Annotated in this window: 18 protein-coding genes; 4 read left to right on the forward strand and 14 right to left on the reverse strand. The window is 64.2% G+C overall.

All coding sequences use genetic code 11. The annotated features are described in order from the left end of the window. Positions 1 to 8: 8 nt before the first annotated feature. The 3 genes from A5892_RS12555 to A5892_RS12565 are packed head-to-tail and all read left to right on the forward strand — an operon-like array spanning position 9 to position 3,281. Positions 9 to 1,013: an ABC transporter permease gene (locus tag A5892_RS12555; protein ID WP_082890442.1), complete on the forward strand. Its 1,005-nt coding sequence runs from the start codon at positions 9 to 11 to the stop codon at positions 1,011 to 1,013. After that, positions 1,010 to 1,969 carry an ABC transporter permease gene (locus A5892_RS12560; protein WP_082890443.1) on the forward strand — a complete coding sequence of 320 codons (960 nt, stop codon included), beginning with the start codon at positions 1,010 to 1,012 and terminating at the stop codon, positions 1,967 to 1,969. The genes A5892_RS12555 and A5892_RS12560 overlap by 4 nt, the downstream gene beginning before the upstream one ends. Further along, a complete protein-coding gene (locus A5892_RS12565; RefSeq protein ID WP_064123092.1) occupies positions 1,953 to 3,281 on the forward strand; it encodes an NAD(P)/FAD-dependent oxidoreductase in 1,329 nt (442 codons plus the stop codon). Before A5892_RS12560 ends, A5892_RS12565 begins: the two co-directional genes overlap by 17 nt. 1 nt (position 3,282) lies before the next feature. Here the strand turns inward: A5892_RS12565 and A5892_RS12570 are convergent, their stop codons facing one another. From A5892_RS12570 to A5892_RS12635, 14 genes are all read right to left on the reverse strand, one after another. Further along, the gene (locus A5892_RS12570; protein ID WP_064123093.1) at positions 3,283 to 3,921 is read right to left on the reverse strand and encodes an RraA family protein; all 639 of its coding nucleotides are present in this window, start codon (positions 3,919 to 3,921) and stop codon (positions 3,283 to 3,285) included. After that, positions 3,918 to 4,688: an IucA/IucC family C-terminal-domain containing protein gene (locus tag A5892_RS12575; RefSeq protein ID WP_064123094.1), complete on the reverse strand. Its 771-nt coding sequence runs from the start codon at positions 4,686 to 4,688 to the stop codon at positions 3,918 to 3,920. The genes A5892_RS12570 and A5892_RS12575 overlap by 4 nt, the downstream gene beginning before the upstream one ends. A gap of 2 nt (positions 4,689 to 4,690) precedes the next feature. Next, positions 4,691 to 5,482, reverse strand: a complete 792-nt coding sequence (locus tag A5892_RS12580) for an ABC transporter ATP-binding protein (RefSeq protein ID WP_064123095.1) — start codon at positions 5,480 to 5,482, stop codon at positions 4,691 to 4,693. A gap of 11 nt (positions 5,483 to 5,493) precedes the next feature. After that, positions 5,494 to 6,531, reverse strand: a complete 1,038-nt coding sequence (locus A5892_RS12585; RefSeq protein ID WP_064123096.1) for a FecCD family ABC transporter permease — start codon at positions 6,529 to 6,531, stop codon at positions 5,494 to 5,496. After that, positions 6,524 to 7,513 carry a FecCD family ABC transporter permease gene (locus tag A5892_RS12590; RefSeq protein ID WP_064123097.1) on the reverse strand — a complete coding sequence of 330 codons (990 nt, stop codon included), beginning with the start codon at positions 7,511 to 7,513 and terminating at the stop codon, positions 6,524 to 6,526. Before A5892_RS12590 ends, A5892_RS12585 begins: the two co-directional genes overlap by 8 nt. Continuing rightward, positions 7,510 to 8,427 (reverse strand): ABC transporter substrate-binding protein, encoded by a 918-nt coding sequence (locus A5892_RS12595; RefSeq protein ID WP_082890444.1) that lies wholly within the window; start codon positions 8,425 to 8,427, stop codon positions 7,510 to 7,512. Before A5892_RS12595 ends, A5892_RS12590 begins: the two co-directional genes overlap by 4 nt. Then, entirely contained in the window at positions 8,417 to 10,282 is a 1,866-nt protein-coding gene (locus A5892_RS12600; protein WP_064123099.1) for an IucA/IucC family protein, read from the reverse strand. The genes A5892_RS12595 and A5892_RS12600 overlap by 11 nt, the downstream gene beginning before the upstream one ends. A gap of 4 nt (positions 10,283 to 10,286) precedes the next feature. After that, positions 10,287 to 11,060, reverse strand: coding sequence for an HpcH/HpaI aldolase family protein (locus tag A5892_RS12605; protein WP_064123100.1), 774 nt, complete (start codon positions 11,058 to 11,060; stop codon positions 10,287 to 10,289). Further along, positions 11,054 to 12,922 (reverse strand): IucA/IucC family protein, encoded by a 1,869-nt coding sequence (locus tag A5892_RS12610; protein ID WP_064123101.1) that lies wholly within the window; start codon positions 12,920 to 12,922, stop codon positions 11,054 to 11,056. Before A5892_RS12610 ends, A5892_RS12605 begins: the two co-directional genes overlap by 7 nt. Before the next feature lie 14 nt (positions 12,923 to 12,936). Beyond that, complete coding sequence (locus A5892_RS12615) at positions 12,937 to 14,361, reverse strand: DHA2 family efflux MFS transporter permease subunit (RefSeq protein ID WP_064123102.1); 1,425 nt, start codon at positions 14,359 to 14,361, stop codon at positions 12,937 to 12,939. Then, entirely contained in the window at positions 14,361 to 15,584 is a 1,224-nt protein-coding gene (locus tag A5892_RS12620; RefSeq protein ID WP_064123103.1) for a type III PLP-dependent enzyme, read from the reverse strand. Before A5892_RS12620 ends, A5892_RS12615 begins: the two co-directional genes overlap by 1 nt. Continuing rightward, the gene (locus A5892_RS12625) at positions 15,577 to 17,361 is read right to left on the reverse strand and encodes an IucA/IucC family protein (RefSeq protein ID WP_064123104.1); all 1,785 of its coding nucleotides are present in this window, start codon (positions 17,359 to 17,361) and stop codon (positions 15,577 to 15,579) included. The genes A5892_RS12620 and A5892_RS12625 overlap by 8 nt, the downstream gene beginning before the upstream one ends. A 599-nt stretch (positions 17,362 to 17,960) precedes the next feature. Then, the gene (locus A5892_RS12630; protein WP_064123105.1) at positions 17,961 to 20,063 is read right to left on the reverse strand and encodes a TonB-dependent receptor; all 2,103 of its coding nucleotides are present in this window, start codon (positions 20,061 to 20,063) and stop codon (positions 17,961 to 17,963) included. A gap of 255 nt (positions 20,064 to 20,318) precedes the next feature. Next, entirely contained in the window at positions 20,319 to 21,155 is an 837-nt protein-coding gene (locus tag A5892_RS12635) for an AraC family transcriptional regulator (RefSeq protein ID WP_064123106.1), read from the reverse strand. A gap of 260 nt (positions 21,156 to 21,415) precedes the next feature. On the opposite strand from A5892_RS12635, the gene A5892_RS12640 reads away from it, so the two are divergent. Next, entirely contained in the window at positions 21,416 to 22,252 is an 837-nt protein-coding gene (locus A5892_RS12640) for an alpha/beta fold hydrolase (protein ID WP_223302656.1), read from the forward strand. Positions 22,253 to 22,580: the final 328 nt, after the last annotated feature.

The raw sequence follows: 22,580 nt of genomic DNA on the forward strand, positions 1-22,580 counted from the left end.
ACGATGCGATGAAAGGGCTCTCGATCACCTTCGCCGCCACGCTGATCGTGGTCGCGATATTCCTGCTGCTGATGATGTTCGAGCGAAAGAAAGGCGAGCGCGGGATGTCTTTCTTCGAGCGCAATGGCGTTTTGATCGGTACCTATCTGATCCTCGCCGTCGGCTTCTGGACCATCGTCACCATCATCATGCCGATGGTGTTCATGGTCGATCTCTCGTTCCGGCCGAAGCTGGCCCCTTCGCAAGTGGGTGGACCACTGGACGAGTACACGCTCAAGAACTACCGGTACTTTCTCTTCGGCAGCTCGACCAGCGCTGAATCGTGGAACACCATCCATATCCGCGCATTCTTCGTCACCATCGTAGCCAGCATCATCCTGACCCTGGTGAACTTCGCGATCTGCTATCCGATCGCCTACTACATGGCCCAGGCGGCCACGCTGAAGAAGCTGCGCATCGTCCTGCTGCTGCTGATCATTCCCTACTGGGTCAACGACATCCTGCGTGCCTTCGCCTTCCGTATCCTGCTTTCGGAAAACGGCTTCGTGAACAGCGTGCTCGACTTGATGGGCCTGGCGGGCGCTCCGTTCGACTTCCTCGGTGCGAACGTAGGGCTCTACATGGCCCTGTGCTACTCGCATCTGCTGATCATGATCTTCCCGCTCTACAACGCCATCGAAAGCCAGGATCACAACCAGATCGAGGCAGCCCGAGATCTCGGCGCGCCCTGGTGGCACATCCATCTCTTCGTGGTCATGCCCCATGCCAAGCCCGGCATCGCATCGGGCATGACCCTGTGCTTCATGCTCACCGCCGGTGCGGTGGCAACGCCGATGGTGCTCGGTGGACCTCGCTCACTATGGTTCACCCCGATCGTCTACGACCGTTTCTACCAGCTCTTCGACTGGCCCCAGGGCGCCGCCTACGCCTTCATCCTGCTGCTGGCCTGCATCGTGTTCGTGCTTACCGTGCTCAAGATCTCGGGCCTCAAACTGGGGGAAATCACGCGATGAAATCAGCCATGCTCAATCGCTTCATCGTCGCCGTCTACATGGTCTCCTTCTTCACCTTCCTGTTGGGTCCTTTGGCGGTGATGGTGGTGTCCGCGTTCAACACCCCCGCCTATCCGCAGGTGTGGCCGATCGAGGGCTTGACCCTGGAGTGGTTCCAAAGGCTTGCCAGCGATGCCGAGATACTGGAAGGCCTGAGAACCAGCGTGATCATCGGCATCTTCGTGGTGCTGGTGTCAGTGCCGGTGGGCCTCGCAGGCGCCATCTGCATGACCCAGATCTTCCGCTCGGCTCGCTCGTTTTACTACTTCGTGGTGGTAGCGCCGGTGCTCACCCCAGGGATCGTGATCGGGATCAGCACCGTTGTGTTCTGGCGTGACTTCAGCGGCCTGGCCGGCCTGCGGGGGCTGATGTACGACGGCATCGTACTGACCGTACTGGGCCAGTCGAGCTTCATTTCCTCCTACTGCATGCTGATCATCATGGCGCGTCTGCAACGTTTCGAATCGGCCCAGGAAGAAGCCGCGCTCGATCTCGGCGCGAGCTTTCCGCAGGCTTTCCGGCACATCCTGCTGCCCTTCCTGCGCCCGGCGATCCTTTCGGCGGCGGTGCTGGCCTTCCTTACCTCGTTCGAGAACTACAACACCACCACTTTCTCGATCCTGGCGGACAAGACACTGACCACGGTCCTCGCCGGACGGGTACGGCTGGGCTCTTCGCCGGTGATCAGCGCACTCGCCACGATCATCGTGGTGCTCACCCTCGTCGCCGCGCTCGTCTACGAACTCTTCAAGCGACGGGAGGATCGCCGCAACGCAAGGCGCAAGAAGACCGCCATGGCCGCAGAGGATGCGGAGCTCACCCCCGGCTCCCCACGCCTTGTGCCCGAGTCCACTAACACCACCTCTCTTCGCTCGTCACCATCGCCAAGGAATGCCATCCATGTCTCCTCGCGTTGAAGCCCTCCATTCCAACGACGCCCTGCCCGCTCGAGCCGATGTCGTCATCGTCGGCGGTGGGATCGTCGGCGTCTGCGCGGCACTTGCGCTGCGAAAGCGCGGCCTGTCGGTCGCGGTGCTGGAGAAAGGCGTGATCGCGGGAGAGCAATCCAGCCGTAACTGGGGTTGGTGCCGTGAACAGCTGCGTTCACTGCCGGAAGTGCCGCTGGCGATGAAGAGCATGGCGCTATGGCGCAACATGAGCGATGCGATCGGCGAGGACAGCGGCTTTCGCCAAACCGGCATGATGGTAGTGACCAAGGATCCCAGCGAAGTGGCGCGCTGGGAGGGTTGGCTGCAGAGCACCAAGGCATATGGCATGGAGGGCGGCCTGCTCTCAGCGGCCGAGACCCGAGCCGCGCTGCCCGCCACCAGCGAGCGCTGGATCAGCGCGATCCACTCACCGGTCGACGGTTGGGCGGAGCCTGCGATCGCGGCCCCCGCGATCGCGCGCAGCGCTCAACGACAGGGGGCGACGATCCACCAGCAATGCGCGGTGCGCGGGTGGGAAACCTCCGCGGGGCGGCTATCCCACGTGGTCACCGAGCGGGGAGAAATCCGCACCCAGGCCGTGCTGTGCGCGGCAGGCGCCTGGTCGACGATGCTGCTGCGCCGCCATGGCATCGACTTTCCGCAGTCGGGGGTGTATGCCACCGCCTTTCGCACCACAGCCGCGGCGCAAATCCACCCGGGCGGCGTCGGCAGCCCGAAGTTCTCCTATCGTCGCCGCATCGATGGCGGATACACCATTGGCCTGCGCGGGCGCGGACGCATAGAGCTGACCCCGATGGGCCTGCGCCAAGCGCGCCACTTCGCTTCCCTGTTCATTCGTCGCAGGGGCGAGCTCACCATCCGCATCGGCAAATCGTTCCTGAGCGGCCCCGGCGCCTGGAGCAGCTGGCAGCTCGATCGCCCATCACCGTTCGAGCAGCACCGCATCTACGATCCGAGTCCCGATCCGAGGCTTATCGAGGCTGGCCTCGCGGCCTTCCATGCCGCCTACCCGAGCATGGCCCACACCCGCGTGGCCGAGAGCTGGGGAGGCTTGATCGATGCGACGCCGGACATGGTGCCGGTCATCTCGCCCGCAGGTGGAGTGCCCGGCTGCTACCTCGCCAGCGGCTTCAGCGGCCACGGGTTCGCCATCGGTCCGGGAGCGGGATTTCTCGCCGCCGAAATGATCGCGGGCGAGGTGCCGTCGGTCGACCCGACGCCCTTCCGGCTCGAACGCTTCTTCGATGGAACCCAGCATCGGATTCATCAGTGGGTGTGAGCTAGCGGTCCGCGCCGGGGAAATCGCGCTCGGCGAGCCTCGAGGCGAATTTCGCCCGGGATGCCTGGTCCTGCGCTTCCTTCGCCAGCAGTTCGGGCAAAAGCGCCTCGGCAAGGCTTGGGCTGAGGATGAACACGCCGTCATCGTCGCCGATGGCGAGATCTCCTGGCGCCACATCCACGCCGGCTATTTCTACGGCGCCGTTGACCTCACCGCTCAGCCCGATCCTGCGCGTGGTCACCGCGCTTACGCCCTGGCAGAACACCGGCAATCGCAGCCGGCGCAGGGCGCGCGCGTCGGTGACCGACCCCGCCACCACCACCCCCGCAAGGCCTTTGATCAGGCCAGCCATGGTACGCAGCTCCCCCCAGCATGCGTAGTCGTCGCCGACGCACTCGATCACCAGCACATCGCCCGGCCGGCTCGATAGCAGCGCCTCGCGCAGTACGCTGCCGTCGGGGGGAAAGACCTTGGCCGTCACCACGTTGCCGACCATGTGCAGGTCGTCGAACAGCGCCTTGATACCCCGCAGGTATCCCTGGCTGGTGAGGTGGCCGATGGTGGACGAGCCGATCCCCTGATAGGAGCGGATCAAGGCTTCACTCACCCCTTGGCGATGTGGCGCGATGCGATAAGTCATCGTTTTTTCCTAGGCCGCAGCAGCGGGCAGGTCGAACAGTATTGCGCAGGCTCGGTCGCCTGGTAATAAAAGCAGCAGGTCCGGCGGAATCGAATGCTTCGCCGGCCGTCGTCGAGCGGCGTAGGTGGCCTATGGAAATGGCCCAGCGGGTTGTAGTCGAGGCCGAACATAGCCGGAGGCGCTTGTCTCAGCAGCCAGTCGAAGTCCGCGGCGCAGCGCGCTCGGATCGCCTCGTCGTCAAGATTTGCCATGCGCTTTTCGTAAAGCGAGTAGACCCGCACCGCGGTGTTTTCCCAGAGGATCCGCCGCGGCAGGCCGGTGACGCCATGGAACGTCTGCCAAAGCGGCTGCAGCAGCCCGGCGAACAGCGTGCCGACGATCTCCTCGCGCCAAGCGTCCCGCTGGCCCGCGGGGTAACGGGAGGCCCGCAGCCGCTCGAGCGGCATGGACGAGGTCCAGCGGCCCGCATCATGGCCGTATTCGATGACCGCATTGTCCAGCGACAGGGCGAGTCCCTTGTCGAAGACCGACATTGCATAGAGGCAGGCGCCGGTGGCAAGGAAGGATATCCGTTTGGCCAGCAGCGAAGCGGTGACCCGACGCGAGGGCGAACCGATGATCGGCGCCAAGCGGTCCAGCACTTGCGCGCAGGTCTCTTCGCGCAAAAGCGAACGCGCCCCCAGCGAGCGAGCATGATCCCGCTCGCTGGGGGCCTTCAGGCGCAGCGTGCCGCTCAGTACCGCCCACTCCTCGGCGGTGAACGCCATATTCACGGCGGTGACTCCCGCCCGAACGGGATACACAAGGGGGTGCCGAAGAACGGGTCGGGGATCACTCGGCAATCGAGATCGAACACGGTCTTGACCAGCGCCTCGGTGAGGATTTCACCGGGGCGCCCCTGGGCGAAGACTGATCGCTGGTGGACGGCGACCATGTGGTCCGCGTAGCGACAGGCCAGGTTGAGATCGTGCAGCACCATGATGATGGTCTTGCCCTCGCCCCGGTTGAGCTCGCGCAGCAGGTCCAGCACTTCGATCTGGTAGGCAAGGTCAAGGAAGGTGGTCGGCTCGTCGAGCAGCACGATCCCGGTGTCCTGCGCCAGGGTCATGGCGATCCAGGCACGCTGGCGCTGGCCGCCGGAAAGCGAGTCCACCGGGCGCTCGGCCAGCGCCTCAAGTCCGGTGCGCGCCAGCGCCCGAGCGACCATGGCTTCGTCCTCGGCGGACCACTGCTGCATCCAGTTCTGGTAAGGGTAACGCCCCAGGCTCACCAGTTGCCGAACGCTGATGCCCTCCGGCGCGACCGGCATCTGCGGCAGGATCGCAAGCTCCCGCGCCACTACCGCGGTGGGCTTTTGCTGGATGTCCGCGCCGTTCAGCAGCACCGCACCGTGCACCGGCTTGAGCAGGCGGGCGAAGGACTTGAGCAAGGTGCTCTTGCCGCAGCCGTTACTGCCGATCAGCACCGAGACCTCACCATCTGGCAGCTCGATGTCCAGCCCCTCGATGATGGTCTGGCGCTGATAGCCCAGTGTCAGGCCACGACTCGCGATAGCGCTCATGTCTTGGCTCCTCAATGACGCTGCCTGATCAGCAGGTACAGGAAAAACGGTGTGCCCAACACCGCGACGAAGATACCGGCGGGCAGGTCCAACGGCAAAAACAGCGTGCGCCCGGCCAGGTCGGCCAGGATCAAAAGGGTCGCGCCGCTCAACGCCGACATCGCCGCCTGCCCGGCGAAGCCCGCGGCGACCAGCCGCTTGGCGATATGGGGAGCGATCAGCCCGACGAAAGCCATCGCGCCGCCCCAGGCGATGGCCGCACCGGCCAGCGCCACGCTCACCAGCAGCAAGGCGGCCCGCAGCCACTCCACCCGCACCCCGATTCCTCGCGCCAGCCCGTCGTCCAATTGCTGCACCATCACCTGGCGAGACAGCAAGACCAACAGCGGCAGCAGGACCAGCAGCCAGCAGGCCAGGGCGCGAACCTCGAACCAGTTGGCGCCGTAGACGCTGCCGGTGAGCCAGACATAGGCCGAAAGCGTGGTGCTCAATGGGCTGAACACCAGCATGAAGGTGGTCGCAGCGGCCAGCAGCGCCGATATACCAACGCCGATCAGTACCAGCCGCAGCGGTGAGGCGCCCTGCTTCCAGGCCAGCAGGTAGACCGTGAGCACCGCAAGCCCGGCCCCCAGCATGGCCGCCAGCGGCAGGAACCGCTGCCCCAGCACCGCGGCGAACGAAGACAGGTAGAACACCGCCGCCGCGCTGGCGCCGCTGGTGATCCCCAAAAGGTCCGGCGAGGCCAGCGGATTGCGAATGATCGCCTGGAGGATCAACCCAGAGACCGACAGCGCCGCGCCGACCAGCGCCGCCAGCAGCAGGCGCGGCAGGCGCAGCTGCTCGACGATGAAGACCAGGCTCTGATCACCCTCGCCGAACAGCGCGCGCAGCACCGCCAGCGGCGAGAGCACGACCTTGCCCAGGCACAGCGAGGCGAGTGCCACAAGCGCAGTGACCGCTGCCGCCACGATCAGACGAACGAGCGTCGAGAGCTCGATCCGGCGGGAGATCCCGCCATAGCGCAGGACCAGGATCCTCGATCTAGCCATAGCGGCCACCCCGTCGTACCAGCGCGATGAAAAACGGTGCGCCGAACACAGCGGTCATCACCCCGACGGGGACCTCCTGCGGCAGGATCACCACCCTCGCCAGCATGTCGGCCAACAGCAGCAGCGTCGCGCCGACCAAAGCACAGCCCGGCAGCAACCAGCGATGGTCGGCCGAAAGCAGCTTGCGCACCATGTGCGGCACCACCAGGCCGATGAAGCCGATGCTGCCGGCCAACGCCACGGCGCTACCGGCCAGGGCGACGATCAGCACGCTCATCAGCAGCCGGATCCAGCCAGTACGCTGGCCCAGGCCGACCGCGATCTGCACGCCGGCGTTCAAGACGTTGACCTGTCCCGCCAGCAGCCAGGCCCCACCAAGGGCGATCGCCGAGCAGATCAAAAGGGGCGCCGCGGTCGACAAGCTGCGCTCGGTCAGCGACCCCGCCAGCCAGAAAAGCACCGTATCCAGTCCGTCCTGGTTGACCACCAGCAGCGCCTGGCTGAAAGCGGAGAACATCGCGGTCATCGCCGCACCGGCGAGCACGATGCGCAGCGGCGAGAGACTGCCCTGCCCCGCGTTGCCGATCAGCCAGACCAAACCGCCCGCGACGGCAGCACCGAGGAATGCGCACCAGAGCCACTGCTCCGGTGAGGAGAGCGAGAACACCGAGGTGAACAGGATCAGACAGAAGGCAGCGCCGGCGTTGATGCCGAACAGCCCCGGCGAGGCCAGCGGGTTGCGGGTCAGCGCCTGCATCAGCGCACCCGCGACCGCAAGGCAGGCCCCTACCACGATGGCGAGCAGCGTGCGGGGCAGTCGCGTGCTGTTCACCAGGATTTGATCGAGATTCATCTCATCGGGCTTGAGCAGCGCCATCATGACCTGGGAGGGTGGAATCCAGCTCGCGCCAAAGGAGAGGCTCAGTACGCCGCAGCACAGCAGTAGCACCGCCGCAATGCTCAAGGTCCGGGCGTTGCTCATGATGCGACAGCCGTGGAGGCGACCCGTTCGATATCGTCGAGCATCAGATTGGCGCCGAGAATGCCGCCGGAGAGGCTCCAGGCCACGCCATCGACCTGCCATACACGCCCCCGCTGCGGCGCGCGCAGGCGCTGCCATAGCGGATGACCGAGCAGCGCCTGGTAGCTGCGCTGCATCGATGGGGTATCCGCGCGCAGGAAGACGAAGAAGATATCGGCGTCCACCACCGGCAGGCTCTCGCGACTGGTGAGCTTGATCGACACCCCGCCGACGGACCGGCTGGCCACGCTCCAGGCGAAGCCAAGCTGGTCGAGCACGGAGCCGGAGAAGCTACCCGGCAGGTAGCTGCGCACGTGGTCTTCGCGGATATCCAGCACCGACACCGTCAACGGCCAGTCATCGGCGAAGCGGCGCTCGAGTCGTTCACGCAGCTGCACCAGGCGTTGCCGCCAACGGGCCTGGATATCCATCGCAAGCTGGCGCCGATGCAGTGCCGCGCCCATCCGCAGCAGGGTCTGTTCGAACTCGAACACCTCATCGAGCATCAGCACCGGGCAGAGCTGCTCGAGCAGAACCGCGATGCGCTCGTGCCTAAAGCGCGAGGCGACGATCAGGTCCGGCTCGAGCAGCGCGATGTCCTCAAGGCTCGGCTGGGTCTCGAGTCCGACATGGGGCACCTCTGCCAGTGCCGCGCGCAGGTAGCGATACATGGGCTTTTCACTCCATGAATCGACTACCCCACAAGGCGTCACCCCCAGCGCGACGGCCGTGTCGGTCGCGCCCTGGAACAGCGTGACCACGCGCATGGGTGGCGCGGCCTGCGCCGTCGGCGCCAGCAGCCGCCAAGCCAGCAGGCCCATGGCCAGGCGAAAGGTTTCACGCCTGGAGTACGAATGCGCTCGATCAGCTGACACGGCCTATCCTGTGAAACGGGTTGATCACCTGCCCTTTGCCGAACGGCATGCTGCCCGGCCCTCCGGCGCGTTCGACCATCGGTCGCAGCAGCAGCTTGAGCGGCCAGTGCGGCGAGGCGAAGAGCCGATGATGCAGCATCTCGCGCGCCTCGTCATCGAAGCCAATGGCCGCGATCCGCTCTTCCATCACCTCGCGCAGCGCAGCCCACGAGCTCGCTGCCGGCAATCCATAGAGCTGCTCGAGGGTGTCGATGATCGCGCGCAGGTTGACCTGCATGCCGAGCGTCTGCAACCAGAAGAGCAGGTCCTCGGGGCGCTCATGGTAAAGCGTCTGAGCGTGCCCCTGCTTGATCCGGTAGCCCGGGTCGCTCATCCCGTTACGCTTAAGCCAGGGCACGTAGAGACGCAGCGAGTCATGGTCGCGCAGCAGCAGTCCCTGCACCTGTCCGGCCCGCCACACCAGCACGGCGTTCTGGCCATGGACCTCGCCGAGCATGCCGAGGCGGAACATGCGCAGGTTGACGTCGAGGAAGCGGTGGCACAGCTCGCGAAACAGCACCAGCACCGATGAAGCGTTGACCGGCAGTTCGCGACATTGCAGCCAGTCATCGAAAAAATGCCGGTCGCTGCCGGGCAACGGCGTACCCAGCGCCGCCATCGGCAGCAGTCGGCAAGCTGGATCGTCGAGCAGCCCGGACGGGTAGCTGCGCACCATCGCCGACAGGTGCCGTGGCGCCTCGTCGAACAGCGTGGCCCCGGGCGGCATGAAGGCCCACCATTTGCTTTCGTCACATACGTGCAGCGTCTGGCTCAACACCTCGTCCTGCTCGCGCGCCTGGCGCAGCAGGGCCTCGCTCAGCGAGCCGTTGATCATCTTCACCGCCGGCAGGTAGCGCGAAGCCCCCAGCGAGTGGATCGCCATCGGCAGCTTGAGCTGATCGGCGCTGTGCCCGGGGCGCGCCATCGAGCGTAGCGACGAGGTGGCATAGAAGGACGCGGCGTTGAACTCCAGCCGCTGGCAGTCTCCACGCTCGAATGCCTCGCCCAGCTGGGCCTCGAGCACCTGCTCGAATTGCCAAGGGTGCACCGGCAGCGCGATATGGCTCTCGGCTATGCCACGCCTGCGCATTTCGGCCTGCAGCTCGGTCTGCTGCGATGGGCTGAGCAGGTAGTCGGCGGGACTCTCTCCCTGCGGTGCAGCGCCATCGCCATACTGCAGCACAGCGCGCTCGACCGCGACCCAGTGGAGCGCCACTGGTCTTGCGAACTCCGCCTGGTAGTGGCGGTACTGTTCGTCGGTCAGACCCTGCTTGGCCTTGGCCAGCGGATGATAGGGCCGGTCGCGCAGTGAGGCCCACTGCTCCATCGCCAGGAAGAATGCGGCGTTGTCCCGCTCCAGCAGCGCGCCGGTATCGATCCGGTGGTCCAGCGACAGCTCGGTTTGCCGAACGCTGGTACGCAGCACCTCCATGAACAGTGCCAGTCCCTTCTCGTTGTCCGGGTAGCGCGGCGCAAGGGCCTTCAGCACCAAGGACATGAAGCGCTCGGGGCTCAGCTCATGCCAGAGTTCGCCATGGCGAAGGTACACCGGCGAGCCCGGAACCTTCTCCCACGACTGGGTGATACCGGGTCGCAGCGCGGCGACGATGAAGCGCTGCTCCGGCTCGTCGCAGCACCACTCCCAGATCCGCTGCTGCGGGTCGAGGGCTGCGAAGGCAGGCGGTCGTCCGGGCCCTCCCTCCCACTGCGCGGCGTCGGCGAGCCGCAGCGGCGCGCTGGCGAAGAACTCCTCCGCCAGCAGGCAGTCGATCAGATCCTGCATCACTTGCCGGGCGGCCATGTCGGTGGCATTCATCGGTTCATTCTCCTCCTGTCGAAGTGGCAGCCAGCTTGGCCTGCAGTGCGCGGAAAGCGATTCCGCGTTCGTCTCCCAGTACGAAGCTCTTCACCCCGCGCTCGACCCAACGGGCGTGATCGTCCGGCTGGCGCGCGATCGCACAATAAGGCACGCCCGCACGCTTCGCCGCCTGCCAGGTCTCAGCCAGTGCGCGCTGGACCTCGGGCTGGTCGATGCGCCACGGCATGCCGAGCGACTGCGACAGATCGGCCGCACCTTCGAGGATCATGTCCAACCCCGGCACCGACGCGATCTCAGCGGCCCGCTGCGCGCCGGCGGCGCTCTCGATCATCGCCACGACCATGACCTGCTCGTTCGCGCGGGCGACGTACTCCGCCAGGCTGTGCTTGCCGAACGCACCAGGACGCCCGGCATTCAGGCTGCGTTGGCCGAGCGGATGGTACTTGCAGGCACGAATGGCGTCGGCCAGCTGCGCGGGTTGCTCGATCATCGGCAGCACGATGCCCTGGGCGCCTCCGTCGAGCAGGCGCAGCATCGCCTTGCCATCGAGATTCGCCACCCTCACCAGCGGCGTAAGGGCGTAGCTCTCCGCCGTGCGGATCATGTTCTCCACCGTTTCCGGATTGATCAGCACGTGCTCGGTATCGATGATCACGAAGTCGAATCCGGCCTCGGCGATCAGCTCGATGGCGGCCGGGGAAGGAATCGAGCTGATCAGCCCATAGACGGGTTCTGCGGCCGCGAGCTTCGCCTTCAGTCGATTGCGCCTCAGCATGCATTGCCTCCATGTGCGCGCAGTGGATTGGGCACCGCCTTGAAGCGGCGCTCGCCGTCTCCCAGCAGACGACGCTTGGTCAGCTCCTCCACCTCGTAGCAAGGCGCGAAGACATCGAAGGTCGCGAAGCGCTCGCGATGCTGCGGATGAGCGCTCTGGTAATCGGTGATCACCTCCGCGGTCATGCGCCAGAACTGCGCCTCATCGAGGCGATAATGCTGGCGCAGGAAGACCGCAAGCTCCGCCAGGCAGATGAAGAAGAAGGCGTCGCAGGAGAAATCGCGCACCGCATCGACATCGTCGGTCAGGATGAAGGAGTTGCGGTTGATCTTGGCGTGGCTGGCGGGCAGCGGCACCAGCGTTGGACACAGCTCGGGGCGAGCCAGGTGGCGCGGTGAAAAGCGCACGCCGTCGTGGAAATCCTTCAGCGCGATGCGCCGGGGCCAGCCATCCTCGACGATCAGCACGATGTTCTGACCATGGGACTCCATGCCGATGCCTTCGGCGTAGAGCATGTGAATGATCGGCGAGACGGTGACCCGCAGCAGCTGCCGGGTCCAGGCGAGCAGGCCATAGCGGCGGATCCAGGCGTCGATGAACGGCGTCTTCTCACCCGGTGCGTAGCGGTTCTCGAGGTGGCTCAGGCCATTGAAGGGCACTGCTTGTTCACCGTCGCGCAGGTAGCCATGGATGCTCTCGCGCCAGATCGCACCCAGCGTGCCGTACGCCTGTGCCATACGGGTGGCCGGCAGGTGGGCGTAGTCGAAGCTGGCACCTGCGATTTCACCGAGAATGACGAAATCCAGCGCCTGCGCCGTCGGGTCGGTGGCGATCAGCCGCTGCAGCCAGTCGGTGATGATCGGTCCGTTCATCACCGTATGCTGGGCAAGAATGCGCGTGCTCGAGGTGTTGGTGATGCTCATCGCCAGCTTGACGTACGGGCGCCGTCTATCCGTGGTGTTGGCCAGGGTGCGGATCGACTGCTGCGCTTGGTAGCGGTGATCGGATGCGCCGAGGTAGACGATCTCCCCACTCAGCAGTTCGGCATGGAACACCGGCACGATGACCTCTTCCCACTGCCAGGGATGCACCGGTATCAGCAGGTAGTCGTCGATCGCGCGTCCCTCGCCCGCCAGTGTCGCCGCCATTTCCCGCCAGCGCTGCGCACCGGCCTCTTGCTGGATGAAGGCGCTGAAATCCAACCGCTGCGAATGCTTGAACGAAGCGCAGGACCTGGCCACCGCCAGCCAGACGATCGCGATCGGCGTGGCGAACTCCGGGCCATAGCGCTGATTGTCGGCCAGCGAGAAGCCGATCCTCGACTTGTAGCAGGGGTGATAGCTGTGGGCGTCCATGAAGTGGCGCTCGAGCTCATCCACATCCAGCTCGTGCGCGGCGCCGGCTGGCCGATAGCCCTGGCTGCGCGCCTGCAGATCGTTCAGCAGCGTCTGCTCCAGCTCCTGGACGAAACGCGGCAGATGCGCACTGTCGCGCAGTTCACCGAGCAGCTCCGACAATGCCTGGTGAAGCGAGGGCCGGCTGCGCTCGCCGCGGGCGTCGACCCGCTCCAGGCTGGTCGGGTCCAGGCGAATCAGCTCGAAACTGTCGCTGCGCAGGCCGTTGCAGTGGTACTCGACGATCTCCCGCCGCTCGTCGGTGGCTGGCAGGATGAAGCGATGAAGGTGCTCATCCACCGGTTCGTGGCGGTACGCCAGCACCGCTTCATAGCAAAGCGTCTGCAGCAGTTGGCCGACCACTCGCTGCTCGACCTGCCGGTAGACCTCGGGGTCGACATTGGCCAAGGCGAGGCTGGGCATGTCGGCCGATGCTCGAGGCATCGCCCGTGAGGTGGTGGTGGTCATATCGGTGTCTCCAGTCAACGTGGTTCGACGCCTTTCGGCGCCGCTTCGCGAGTTGCATCGGGGGTCGCCACGGGAAAACGCCAGGCACAGGGCAAGGCGAGCAGAATCAGCATGCCGGTGGCGATGAACACTTCACTGATCGCGGTGGCGGTCGCCGCGTGCTGCGCGCCCCACCCCGCATCGCCGTCGAGGCGCAGCTCGAGCCACAGCGAGGCGAGCACGATCGCAAGCGACGACGACAAGCGCCGCGAGATGTTGTTCATCGCCGACCCTTGCGTCACCAGCGCCTCGGGCAGCACCTCGAGCCCGGCGGTGGTGGCCGGTATGTAGGAGAGCCCGAGGCCGGCGCCGCGTATCGCCATCAGTACCAGCACCAGCGCAAGCCCCGCTTCGCTGCCCGCCATACCCAGCGCAAGCGTAGCGGCACCGGTCAGCATCAGGCCGACGGTCAAGATGCCGCGCGGCCCGTATCGATCCAGCAGGTGGCCGCCGAGATGACCGAAGAGGCTGGCGAACACCGCGGTACATAGCAGTGCCAGGCCGGTCCAGATGGCGCTGTGGCCCAGCACCATCTGCACCAGCAGCGGCACCAGGACCAGGCATTCGAACATACCCACCGACTGCACCACGGCGATGATCACGCTGAGCCGGTAGCCCCTGAGCGTGAAGACCCGCAGCTCGAGCAGCGGTGCCGGCCGGCGCAGCTCCCAGTGCACGAACGCCCAGAGGCAGAGCGCCGCGGCCAGCAGCATGGCCAGGTTGAGCGGGTCCGCCAGCGCCTCGGCGCGATGCAGCCTGCCGATGGCGATCATCAAAAGACCGATACCGCCGGCGATCAGCAGGTAGCCCAGCCCGTCGAAGGGTTTTCGCTCCCCCGCCTCGGCGGCCGGCAGCACCGCGAACCCGATCAGCAGCGCCAGCAGCCCGATGGGGACATTGAGCAGAAACAGCCAGCGCCAGCCCGACCATTCCAGCACCAGGCTGCCGCAGAGCGGACCCAGCGCCGGCGCGAGCATTACCGCAGCACCCCATAGCCCGGTGACACGGCCACGCTCGCCCCTGGGGTAGACGGCGAAGATGATCGCCAGCGACAGGGGAATCATCAGCCCGCTGGCGATGCCCTGGACCACCCGCGCAACGATCACCAGCGCAATGGAGGTCGCCACCGCTCCCGCCAGCGAACCCAGCACGAACAGCGCCAGCCCCGACAGATACAGGCGCTTGCGTCCGATCCGCTGGCTCAGGAAGCTGGTGAGCGGCATGGTCATGCCCATGCTGACCATGAAGGCCGCGACGATCCAGGTCGCCATCAGCGGACCCAGCTCGAAAGCGTGGATGAACGCGGGCAGCGCCGGGTTCAGCGCGCTGTTGTTGAGGCTGACGGTGACCGTGCCCAAGAGCACGTTGACCACCACCAGCCAGCGCGGTGCCACGACCATCAATGGCTCCGCACGCTTGGGCCTTGCGACGTTCCTGCCGGAAGGAACAGCTGGGTCGGCCGTGGATGGCAGAGAAAGTCCGCGTGGGAAATGTTGTAGCCGTAAGCACCGGCCAAAGGCAGCGCCAGCACGTCGCCGACGGCGATGCCGGCGAGCGGGCGATCGCGGCTCAACACGTCCTTGGGCGTACAGAGCTGGCCGACGACGGTCCATCGCCGCCTCGGCGCGTCCGCGGCGACCGGGCGCTGAGGCAGGTGGATCACCGGATGGTCGTGCCCTTGCGCCACCGGCAGGCGGAACTGATGGGTACCGCCTCGGCAGACCAGGAAATGGGTACCGTGGCTTGCCTTCATATCCAGCACTTCGATGGCGTAGTAGCCGCAGAAGGCGGTGATGAAACGACCCGGCTCGAAGCGCACCAGCGGCGCATCGTCGATCTCGGCCAGGCGCCGGCCAAGATGGCGGCACAGCCGCTGCCAGTCGAACTGGTCATCGCTTAGGTAATCGACGCCAATGCCGCCACCGACATTGAGGTGGGTGATCGATTGAGGCTGGGCGGACAGCGCCTTCCACTGCGGCCAGCGTTGCAGATAGGCATCCAGCAAGCGCTCATGACGCTCCACCTGCTGCTGGTGCGACATTGCGTGGACATGGAACCCCTGCAAGCGCAGGTGACTGGCGGCATCGACCTGGCGCACCGCCTGCGCCAGGTCAGACTCGTCGATGCCGAACGGCGTTGGCGTACCCGCCATCGCCAACCTGGTCGAAAGCGAAGGCGGCAGCTGCGGATTGATCCGGATGAACACCGCCTGCATCCTCCCGGCCTCACGGGCCAGGCGCTGCAGGCGCTCGATCTCGTTCAGGCTCTCGACATGGATCGCTTCGACATCGTGGCGCATCGCCGCGCGCAGATCGGAATCCAGCTTGCCGGGACCAGAGAAGACGAAGCGCTTGGGCGTCGGGCAGTCGTGTACCCGCTCTATCTCGCCGCCCGATGAGATCTCGAAACCATCCACCCATGGCGCCAGCGTGGCCAGGATCGGGGCTTCGCTATTGGCCTTGATCGCGTAGTACAGCTCGACGCCGGCGGGCAGCGCCGCCATCACCCGCTCGATATGTTGGCGCAGCGCGTCCAGGTCATAGATGAACATCGCCAGCGGATCCCCGCCGCTCATCCTCTGTGCCTCGATGGCATCGCGCACGGCAGCCGGCAGCCTATCCATGGGACACCTCCCCAGCCCAGGGCGAGGACAGCTCGACATAGCCGGCATGGCGATCGGCCCGCGCCGCCAGGCGAACCTTGAGATTGGTCTTGCACGCAATCGCTTGACCGGCGATCAGCGCATCCAGCTCCGGCGCGGCGCGGGTGAGTTCGTTGCGGACATCGACCAGCCGTTTCGCCACCCGCTGCCACATCCGAGATGCCAGGTGCGGTCGCTCCCAGCTCAAGGCCAGCACCGCTTCGGACAGGTTGTTGACGAACAGGCAGTAGCTGATGCGCTGCCAACCCTGCTTGCGCGAGTAGCTCAGCGATCGCCGGACGCGAGGGTGAAGATCTTCGTCGAGCTGGTGGACTCCCCACTCCTCAGTCAGCTTGACCCCTTCGAAATCGCGCAGCAGCAGTTGAACGGGACGCCCGTTGTCGTGGACCAGTACGCAGTTCTGCAAATGCGGCTCCATCACCACACCGTGGTTGAAGAACAGCGCAAGCACCGGGCGCAGCAGCAGCGTCTGGTAGCGATCGAACCACTCGAGCAGCTGGCCATCACTGGGCGCACCGCGCTTGAAGCGACCCAGGAAGTCGTGCACCAGCGGCTTCAGCTGCTCGTCGCGAGCGAACAGCGTGCCGGCCATCAGGCTGCAATCGGCGCCGGTGCGCAGGCAGAAGTTCTCACGCAGGATCGCGCCGGTCTGCTCGCGAAACCAATGGTCGTCATCCGCCCCGGACGTCGCCGGCGCCCAGCTCAGCGACGCGGGCTCGGCGACCACCGTGAGCCCGCCCAGGGTCGCGGTGTGCAGCCGCTGCAGGCGCCGGAACAAGCGGTCGATGACCAGCGCGCTTTCCAGCTCGTACCAGGCGTTCTTGCGTACGCAGTTGGTGATGCGCACGTTCAGCGAGCCCTTGATGAAGTAGTCGTGCCCGTCGACGTACCAAGTCCGCATCGACGCCGTCGGGCAGGCCCACGCACCGCGCTGGCCGTGGTCGATGATCCCGCCCGACGCCACCAAGGGGCGCACGCGTGGATCATCCAGGAACAGCTGCGCCTGTACCGGGTGCAGGCAGAGAATCGCGTGTCCGGGCCGCGCCAGCTGCTGGTCGGCGAAGCCGGACAGTACCTGCGCATCGCTCAGCTCATTGGCCGAGATACGCAGCCCATCCAGCGGCACCTCGATCAGATGCAGCTGCGTGCTGACGCGAAACTCCGGTGCATAGGCCTGCTGGGAGAGCTCGGCCGGCCACAGGCGGGCCTTGGGCGCGGGATGATTCGGATGACCGAACCACAGCCCTTGCTCGCTTGCGATGTAGTCGCTGAGGGGATCATCGAGCCGCGGCTGGAGGTTGTGACCGACGATCGCCGCGGTTAGGTGCTGGCTTTGCAGGATCTGCTCCAGCAGTTCGTGGTTCTCGGCATCCGCCATGTGCTGGCAGGCGCACAGCAGCTGCTCGACGAATTCGGAAAACGACGGGCAGCTCCAGGGACCACCGTTGCTGCGTGAATAGACGTCCGAGAGGTAGCGCTGGCTCCCGAGCGTATCGTGCCGGTCGACCATGACGAAGAACTGGCGCTCGCGGGGCAGTTCGATCACCAGCGGAAGACCTTTCCAATCGACACCCGCCAGGTAGCTGCCCGGCGCGATGCCGTTCATCTCCGACGGCCAGGCATAGCTCAGGCGGTTTTCCGGCAGTGCGAACTCCTTGATCAGGCAGTTGAGTAGGGCGTGCGAGGCGGCCAGCTCGCTCACCACACGAGATACAGCGGTGCGATCAGGGTCGTTCATGGTTGCTCCGTAGTAGCCATTAGAGAGATGGCGGTTGCTTCATTCATCGATGACATCGAATGTCCAAGCGGGCTGACGAACGGACGCTCGCTCGGGACGAACGGGCTGGGGCAATGGCGCTTCCCCGTTCGTGGTGAGCCGGCGAGGGACGAGCCGAGTCGAACCACGGCACCAGCGCCGGACCCGGCCCTTCGATAGGCGTCCCCCAAGTAATGCCGGCTCGAAGACTTGGCGAGTGGGACGCCGCTCGGAACGAACGGGCTGGGGCAATGGCGCTTCCCCGTTCGTGGTGAGCCGGCGAGGGACGAGCCGAGTCGAACCACGGCACCAGCGCCGGACCCGGCCCTTCGATAGGCGTCCCCCCATGTAATGCCGGCTCGAAGACTTGGCGAGTGGGACGCTGCTCGGGACGAACGGGCTGGGGCAATGGCATCGTGCGTGCCTAAGCAACATCAGATCGCCTGATCGATACCGCCGCTATTCGTGCCTGCATTTCCAATGAAATCCGCTCCTTCTACGACGAGTCGGCGCGTGAGCAATGAGCTGGCGCAAAAATCTCTCGACCATGCGCCAGAATGACCATAAATAAAGGACGAACTTCAGAAGTCTACGGAATATCCCACCGTCAGCGTCCTTCCACGACCAGCGAAGTACCGCCGGGGTTCGACCAACGCACTTTGGGAGTAATAGGTGATGTATTGCTTGTCGAACAAGTTGGCCAACGCAACATTGATTCGCCCCGTTGGCAATTTATAACCCACCGCGGCATCCACCAATAAATAACCATCGAACTCCCTGTCCGCATCATCGAAACTACGATCGAACGCATAGTTCGCCTGAACGAAGGAGGACCATTGCGGTGACCAATTCGCTGCCCAGCTACCAATCAACCTATTAGGCGAAACATTCAACCCATCGAGCTTGGCATCGAGACTTCCATCGTTGTCGCTGTCGTAGCGGCCACGCATGTAGGAATAGGCCAAGGAAAATCGATGCGCTTCTGACAGGCGATAACCGAGCGATGCCTCGACACCCTCTATCTCGGTTTTCTGTCGACGCGTGACATAAGCATCGCCGACACGATCGACCCGGCTGCCCAAATCCGAGGAGGAGTTGTAGTAACTGACTTCAGCGTCCCAAGGTCCACGCTCGAAACGCACGCCCGCTTCGATATTGTCGGTGACGATGGGGCGGAGGTCATCGAAATCCGCGAAGGACATGCCGTCGGTATTGATCAGTCGCAGCGCGCGGCCTACGTCAGGGATTGCGAAGCCTTCCGAATAGCTTGCAAAGAAGCTCAGCGGCTCGATAGGCGTCCACACCGCACCGTAGTTATAGAGCGTCTCATTGAAACTGCGCTTTCCGCCGGCGACATCGACATTGTTGGCAGCCCAGGTGGTGCGATAGTCATCGGCTCTCAGTCGGGCATATTCATAGCGAGCGCCGGCTGAAAGTTTAAGGGTGTCGATCGGTGAAAATTCAACCTGGAGGAAGGGGGAAAGATCCGTATAGGAAACCTCGGGTACATAGGTGCGGCCGGTGCCCCAAAGGTCCTGCTTGGAATCATCGAATAACGTGTCGAAGCCAACCGTGAGTTTGACTCGATCCTGCCAAAGACTGTCGTTGGTCAGTGCCACCTTGGTGCCATACTTCGATGTCACCGCGCGGGACTGATCATACAAGGTACCCACTGGGGCGATGTTGGGATCCTGGAACGATCCGGAATTGTCGGCACCGAACAGCGCTTCATAGTCCTGGTAGTAGACCATGGCCGTGAGCGACATGCCGAAGAAATCATAGTTATCGTAGGTCAGGCCCGTCGTCCAGACGCTGTTGAACGGCGCTTCGCCCGGGGGCGTTCCACGAACAGAGCCCGTCGGGATACCGGCCTCCCTGTCCCCTATCACACTCAGGTAATTATTATCACCATCGATGCGATAGCGGTTGATACTCAGCTGCAGTCGCTGATTCTCATCGAACCAGTAACCCAATTTACCGAGGACATCGTAGCTGCGCGAGTCCATCAAATCACCCTGGGTATTATCCACACCCACGGGATTCCCCCGGCCGTCGAGAAAAAGCCCCTGATCCTCGTAACTGAGCGAGAACAGATAGTCCAGATTGCCTGAATTGCCATCGACACCGTAGGTCGTCTTGTAACTCATGGTCTCCGATTTGACCTGGGAGGTCGGCGTCGTGGCTTCGATACTGAAATGCTGATTGAAGGATCCTGGGGCCGGGCGCCGAGTGACCAGGTTGATCACGCCCCCGGTCGCACCCACACCGTTACTGGCATTGGCGCCATGGATCACCTCGATGCGCTCGAGCATCGAGAAATCCACCGTGTGCATCTCCCGCCCGGTGGGGCGCAGCGGATTCGATTGCGGGATACCGTCGATCATGACCAAAGGTGTACGTCCGCGGAACGTCTCGCCACTCCCGCTCATCTTCTGCCTGCTGGGTGAAAAGGCAGGCAGCAGGTTGCTCAACACCTGTGAAGAGTCCGAGGTGATGTTGAGCTGCTGCTGGATCTGCTCCCGATCGATGATCGTCACGACCTGCGGGGAGTTTCGCGCCTCGGTATCGGTACGCGTCGCGCTGACCACCAGCTCGTCGAGGCGCTGGGGCGCATCCCCCTCCTGAGCCTGGGCTGCAGGCAGATAGGCCAAGGATACGATTGGCCACAGAATTCTAATTTTCATGAAAAACTTCCTATCCCTGTCACGTCCCTGAAACCCTGCGCAAAGAGGGCTGAGATACGTTCGGATACCCAGCCCTCCACCGAGGGCGCCACATGGCAAGGCGGAAACTAAAATATATTCTAAATGATAACCATTGTATTTTTGTTAACGCTCAGGGAGTCCGCAGCAGATGGCCATAGACCTTGGTCCAAGGCATGGACGCACGTGGGAACCCGGGCACTTCTGCCCGGGTTCGGAAGCCGGGGTGAGCGTCGACTACGCGACTCGCTCGATCATTTCTCGCCATTGTCGTGGGGACATGCCGCTGCTCGCTTTGAAGGCCCGAGACAGTGCGGCCTCGCTGGCATATCCGACCTCATGGATGATCAGCTTCAGCGGACGCCCCTGGCGCAGTAGCTGCTGGGTGATGCCGATCCGCCAACGCTGCAGGTAAAGGCCAGGCGTACAGCCAATGATCTCGCGGAAACTGTTGGCGAACGCACTGCGCGACATGCCCGCACGGGCCGCCAGGGTATCGAGTGACCACGGCTGCGCCGGCTGCTCGTGGACGGCGACCAATGCGTGTCGCAAACGTGGATGCGCAAGCCCCGCCAGCATGCCCACTTGAGTCTCTCCTCTCTCCATCAAGTGGCGAAGTATCTGGATCAGGATCACCTCGAACAGCCGATCGAGCACCGCTTGGCGGCCACAGTTGTGCTTGAACGCCTCATCGAACAGTAGCTCCAGTACGCCTGCGACACCGTCCAACTCATCCAACGGCAGACAGATGAACGCCGGCAGCGCCGCGGCGATCGGATTCGCAGGCGCTGCGTCGAAGCTCAATCGGGCGCAGACGAAGTCGGCTCCTCGCTCTGGGTCAGTGATGAACCTATGCGCCATCGGCCGGGGGTAGAGCAGCAGGCTGGGCCGGGTGATGCGCAACGCGACCCGACCGCCCTCGTGGCTGACATCGACCTTCCCATCGCGGATCAGGTGCAGCTGGCCGGTGTCGCCTTCAGGACGCAGGTCGTTGACGCCGCACAGGGCGCCTGCGTGGAAGGTCTTCGCTCTGACGGAGAAGTGCGCGAGCAGCGCCTCGAGTCGATCGGGCATGAAAACACTCCTGATCAATTTTTTAGCATTTTAAGCCACCAAACGTACATAAAACAGCGGCAAAGTGAGCACTGCCATCCCGGCATCACTTGGCGATCACTTAGCAATAGCGCCTCCATGAGGAAAATCCCATGAATGCACTGCAACGCTCTTTGCTGCTGTCGGCGCTCACGTTGGCCTCTTTGATACCAGCCGGTGGTGCTCAGGCAGGCGATTCACAAACCGCCACCGCGACTCTCACATCACCCGAGGACATCGAAATGAACGTCAACTACATCACTACCCAAGACGGCGTGCAGCTTTACTACAAGGACTGGGGACCCAAGAACGGCCCGGTCGTCACCTTCAGCCACGGCTGGCCACTGAGCTCGGACAGCTGGGAATCCCAGATGCTGTTCCTGGCCTCCCAAGGTTATCGGGTCGTGGCCCACGACCGCCGTGGCCATGGGCGTTCAAGCCAGCCTTGGGATGGCAACGACATGGATCATTACGCCGATGATCTCGCCAGTGTGATCGAACACCTGGATCTCAATGACGTGACCCTGGTCGGCTTCTCGACCGGCGGCGGCGAAGTGGCGCGCTACATCGGCCGTCACAGCACCGGGCGGGTCAAGAAAGCCGTGCTGGTCAGCGCGGTGCCACCGCTGATGCTGAAAACCGAAGACAATCCGCAGGGCCTTCCAATCGAAGTATTCGATGGCCTGCGCCAGGCGTCGCTGGAGAACCGCTCGCAACTGTATCTGGATCTGGCATCCGGTCCCTTCTTCGGCTTCAACCGCGCCGATGCGCAGCCCTCCCAAGGCCTGATAAATTCATTCTGGGTCCAGGGCATGCAAGGGGGACACAAGAATACCTACGACTCGATCGCCGCATTCTCCGCCACCGACTTCCGCGAAGACCTGCAAAAGTTCGATATTCCCACCCTGGTGATCCATGGGGACGATGACCAGGTCGTCCCGATCGATACTTCTGGGCGTGCCTCGGCCGCCTTGATCAGCGACTCGGAGCTGATCGTTTACCCCGGCGCCCCCCATGGCCTGACCGACACCCACAAAGAAAGGCTCAACCAGGACCTGCTCACCTTTCTCAAGCGTTGATCGGCCGCTTTACGCGGCTGCTCGCACCATCAGCAGAGCCTGGCGCAAAAGCGGGGCCATCCGTCGCTCAGCGCAGATCGACCAGCACCCGGACCGACGGGGGCGTTGCGAATCCCGCAGCGCCCCCGGCTGCTCTGCGGCAGACGACCGCGGCGGGAGCGCCGGAATCCAGCGCCAGGAAAAAGTCAGCCCGCTGGGCTATGGTAGATCCAAGCCATCGGCTATCAGCCTGTCGATGGCAGGTTTTCGATCCATGGAAAGGCTCGACAGCGATTTGAAACATCGCCACTCGCGACGATCGATCCCCACTTGCTGCCATCGCATTCTT

Origin of the sequence: Halotalea alkalilenta (assembly GCF_001648175.1) — a bacterium.
In the GTDB taxonomy this organism is placed as follows: Bacteria; Pseudomonadota; Gammaproteobacteria; order Pseudomonadales; family Halomonadaceae; genus Halotalea; species Halotalea alkalilenta_A.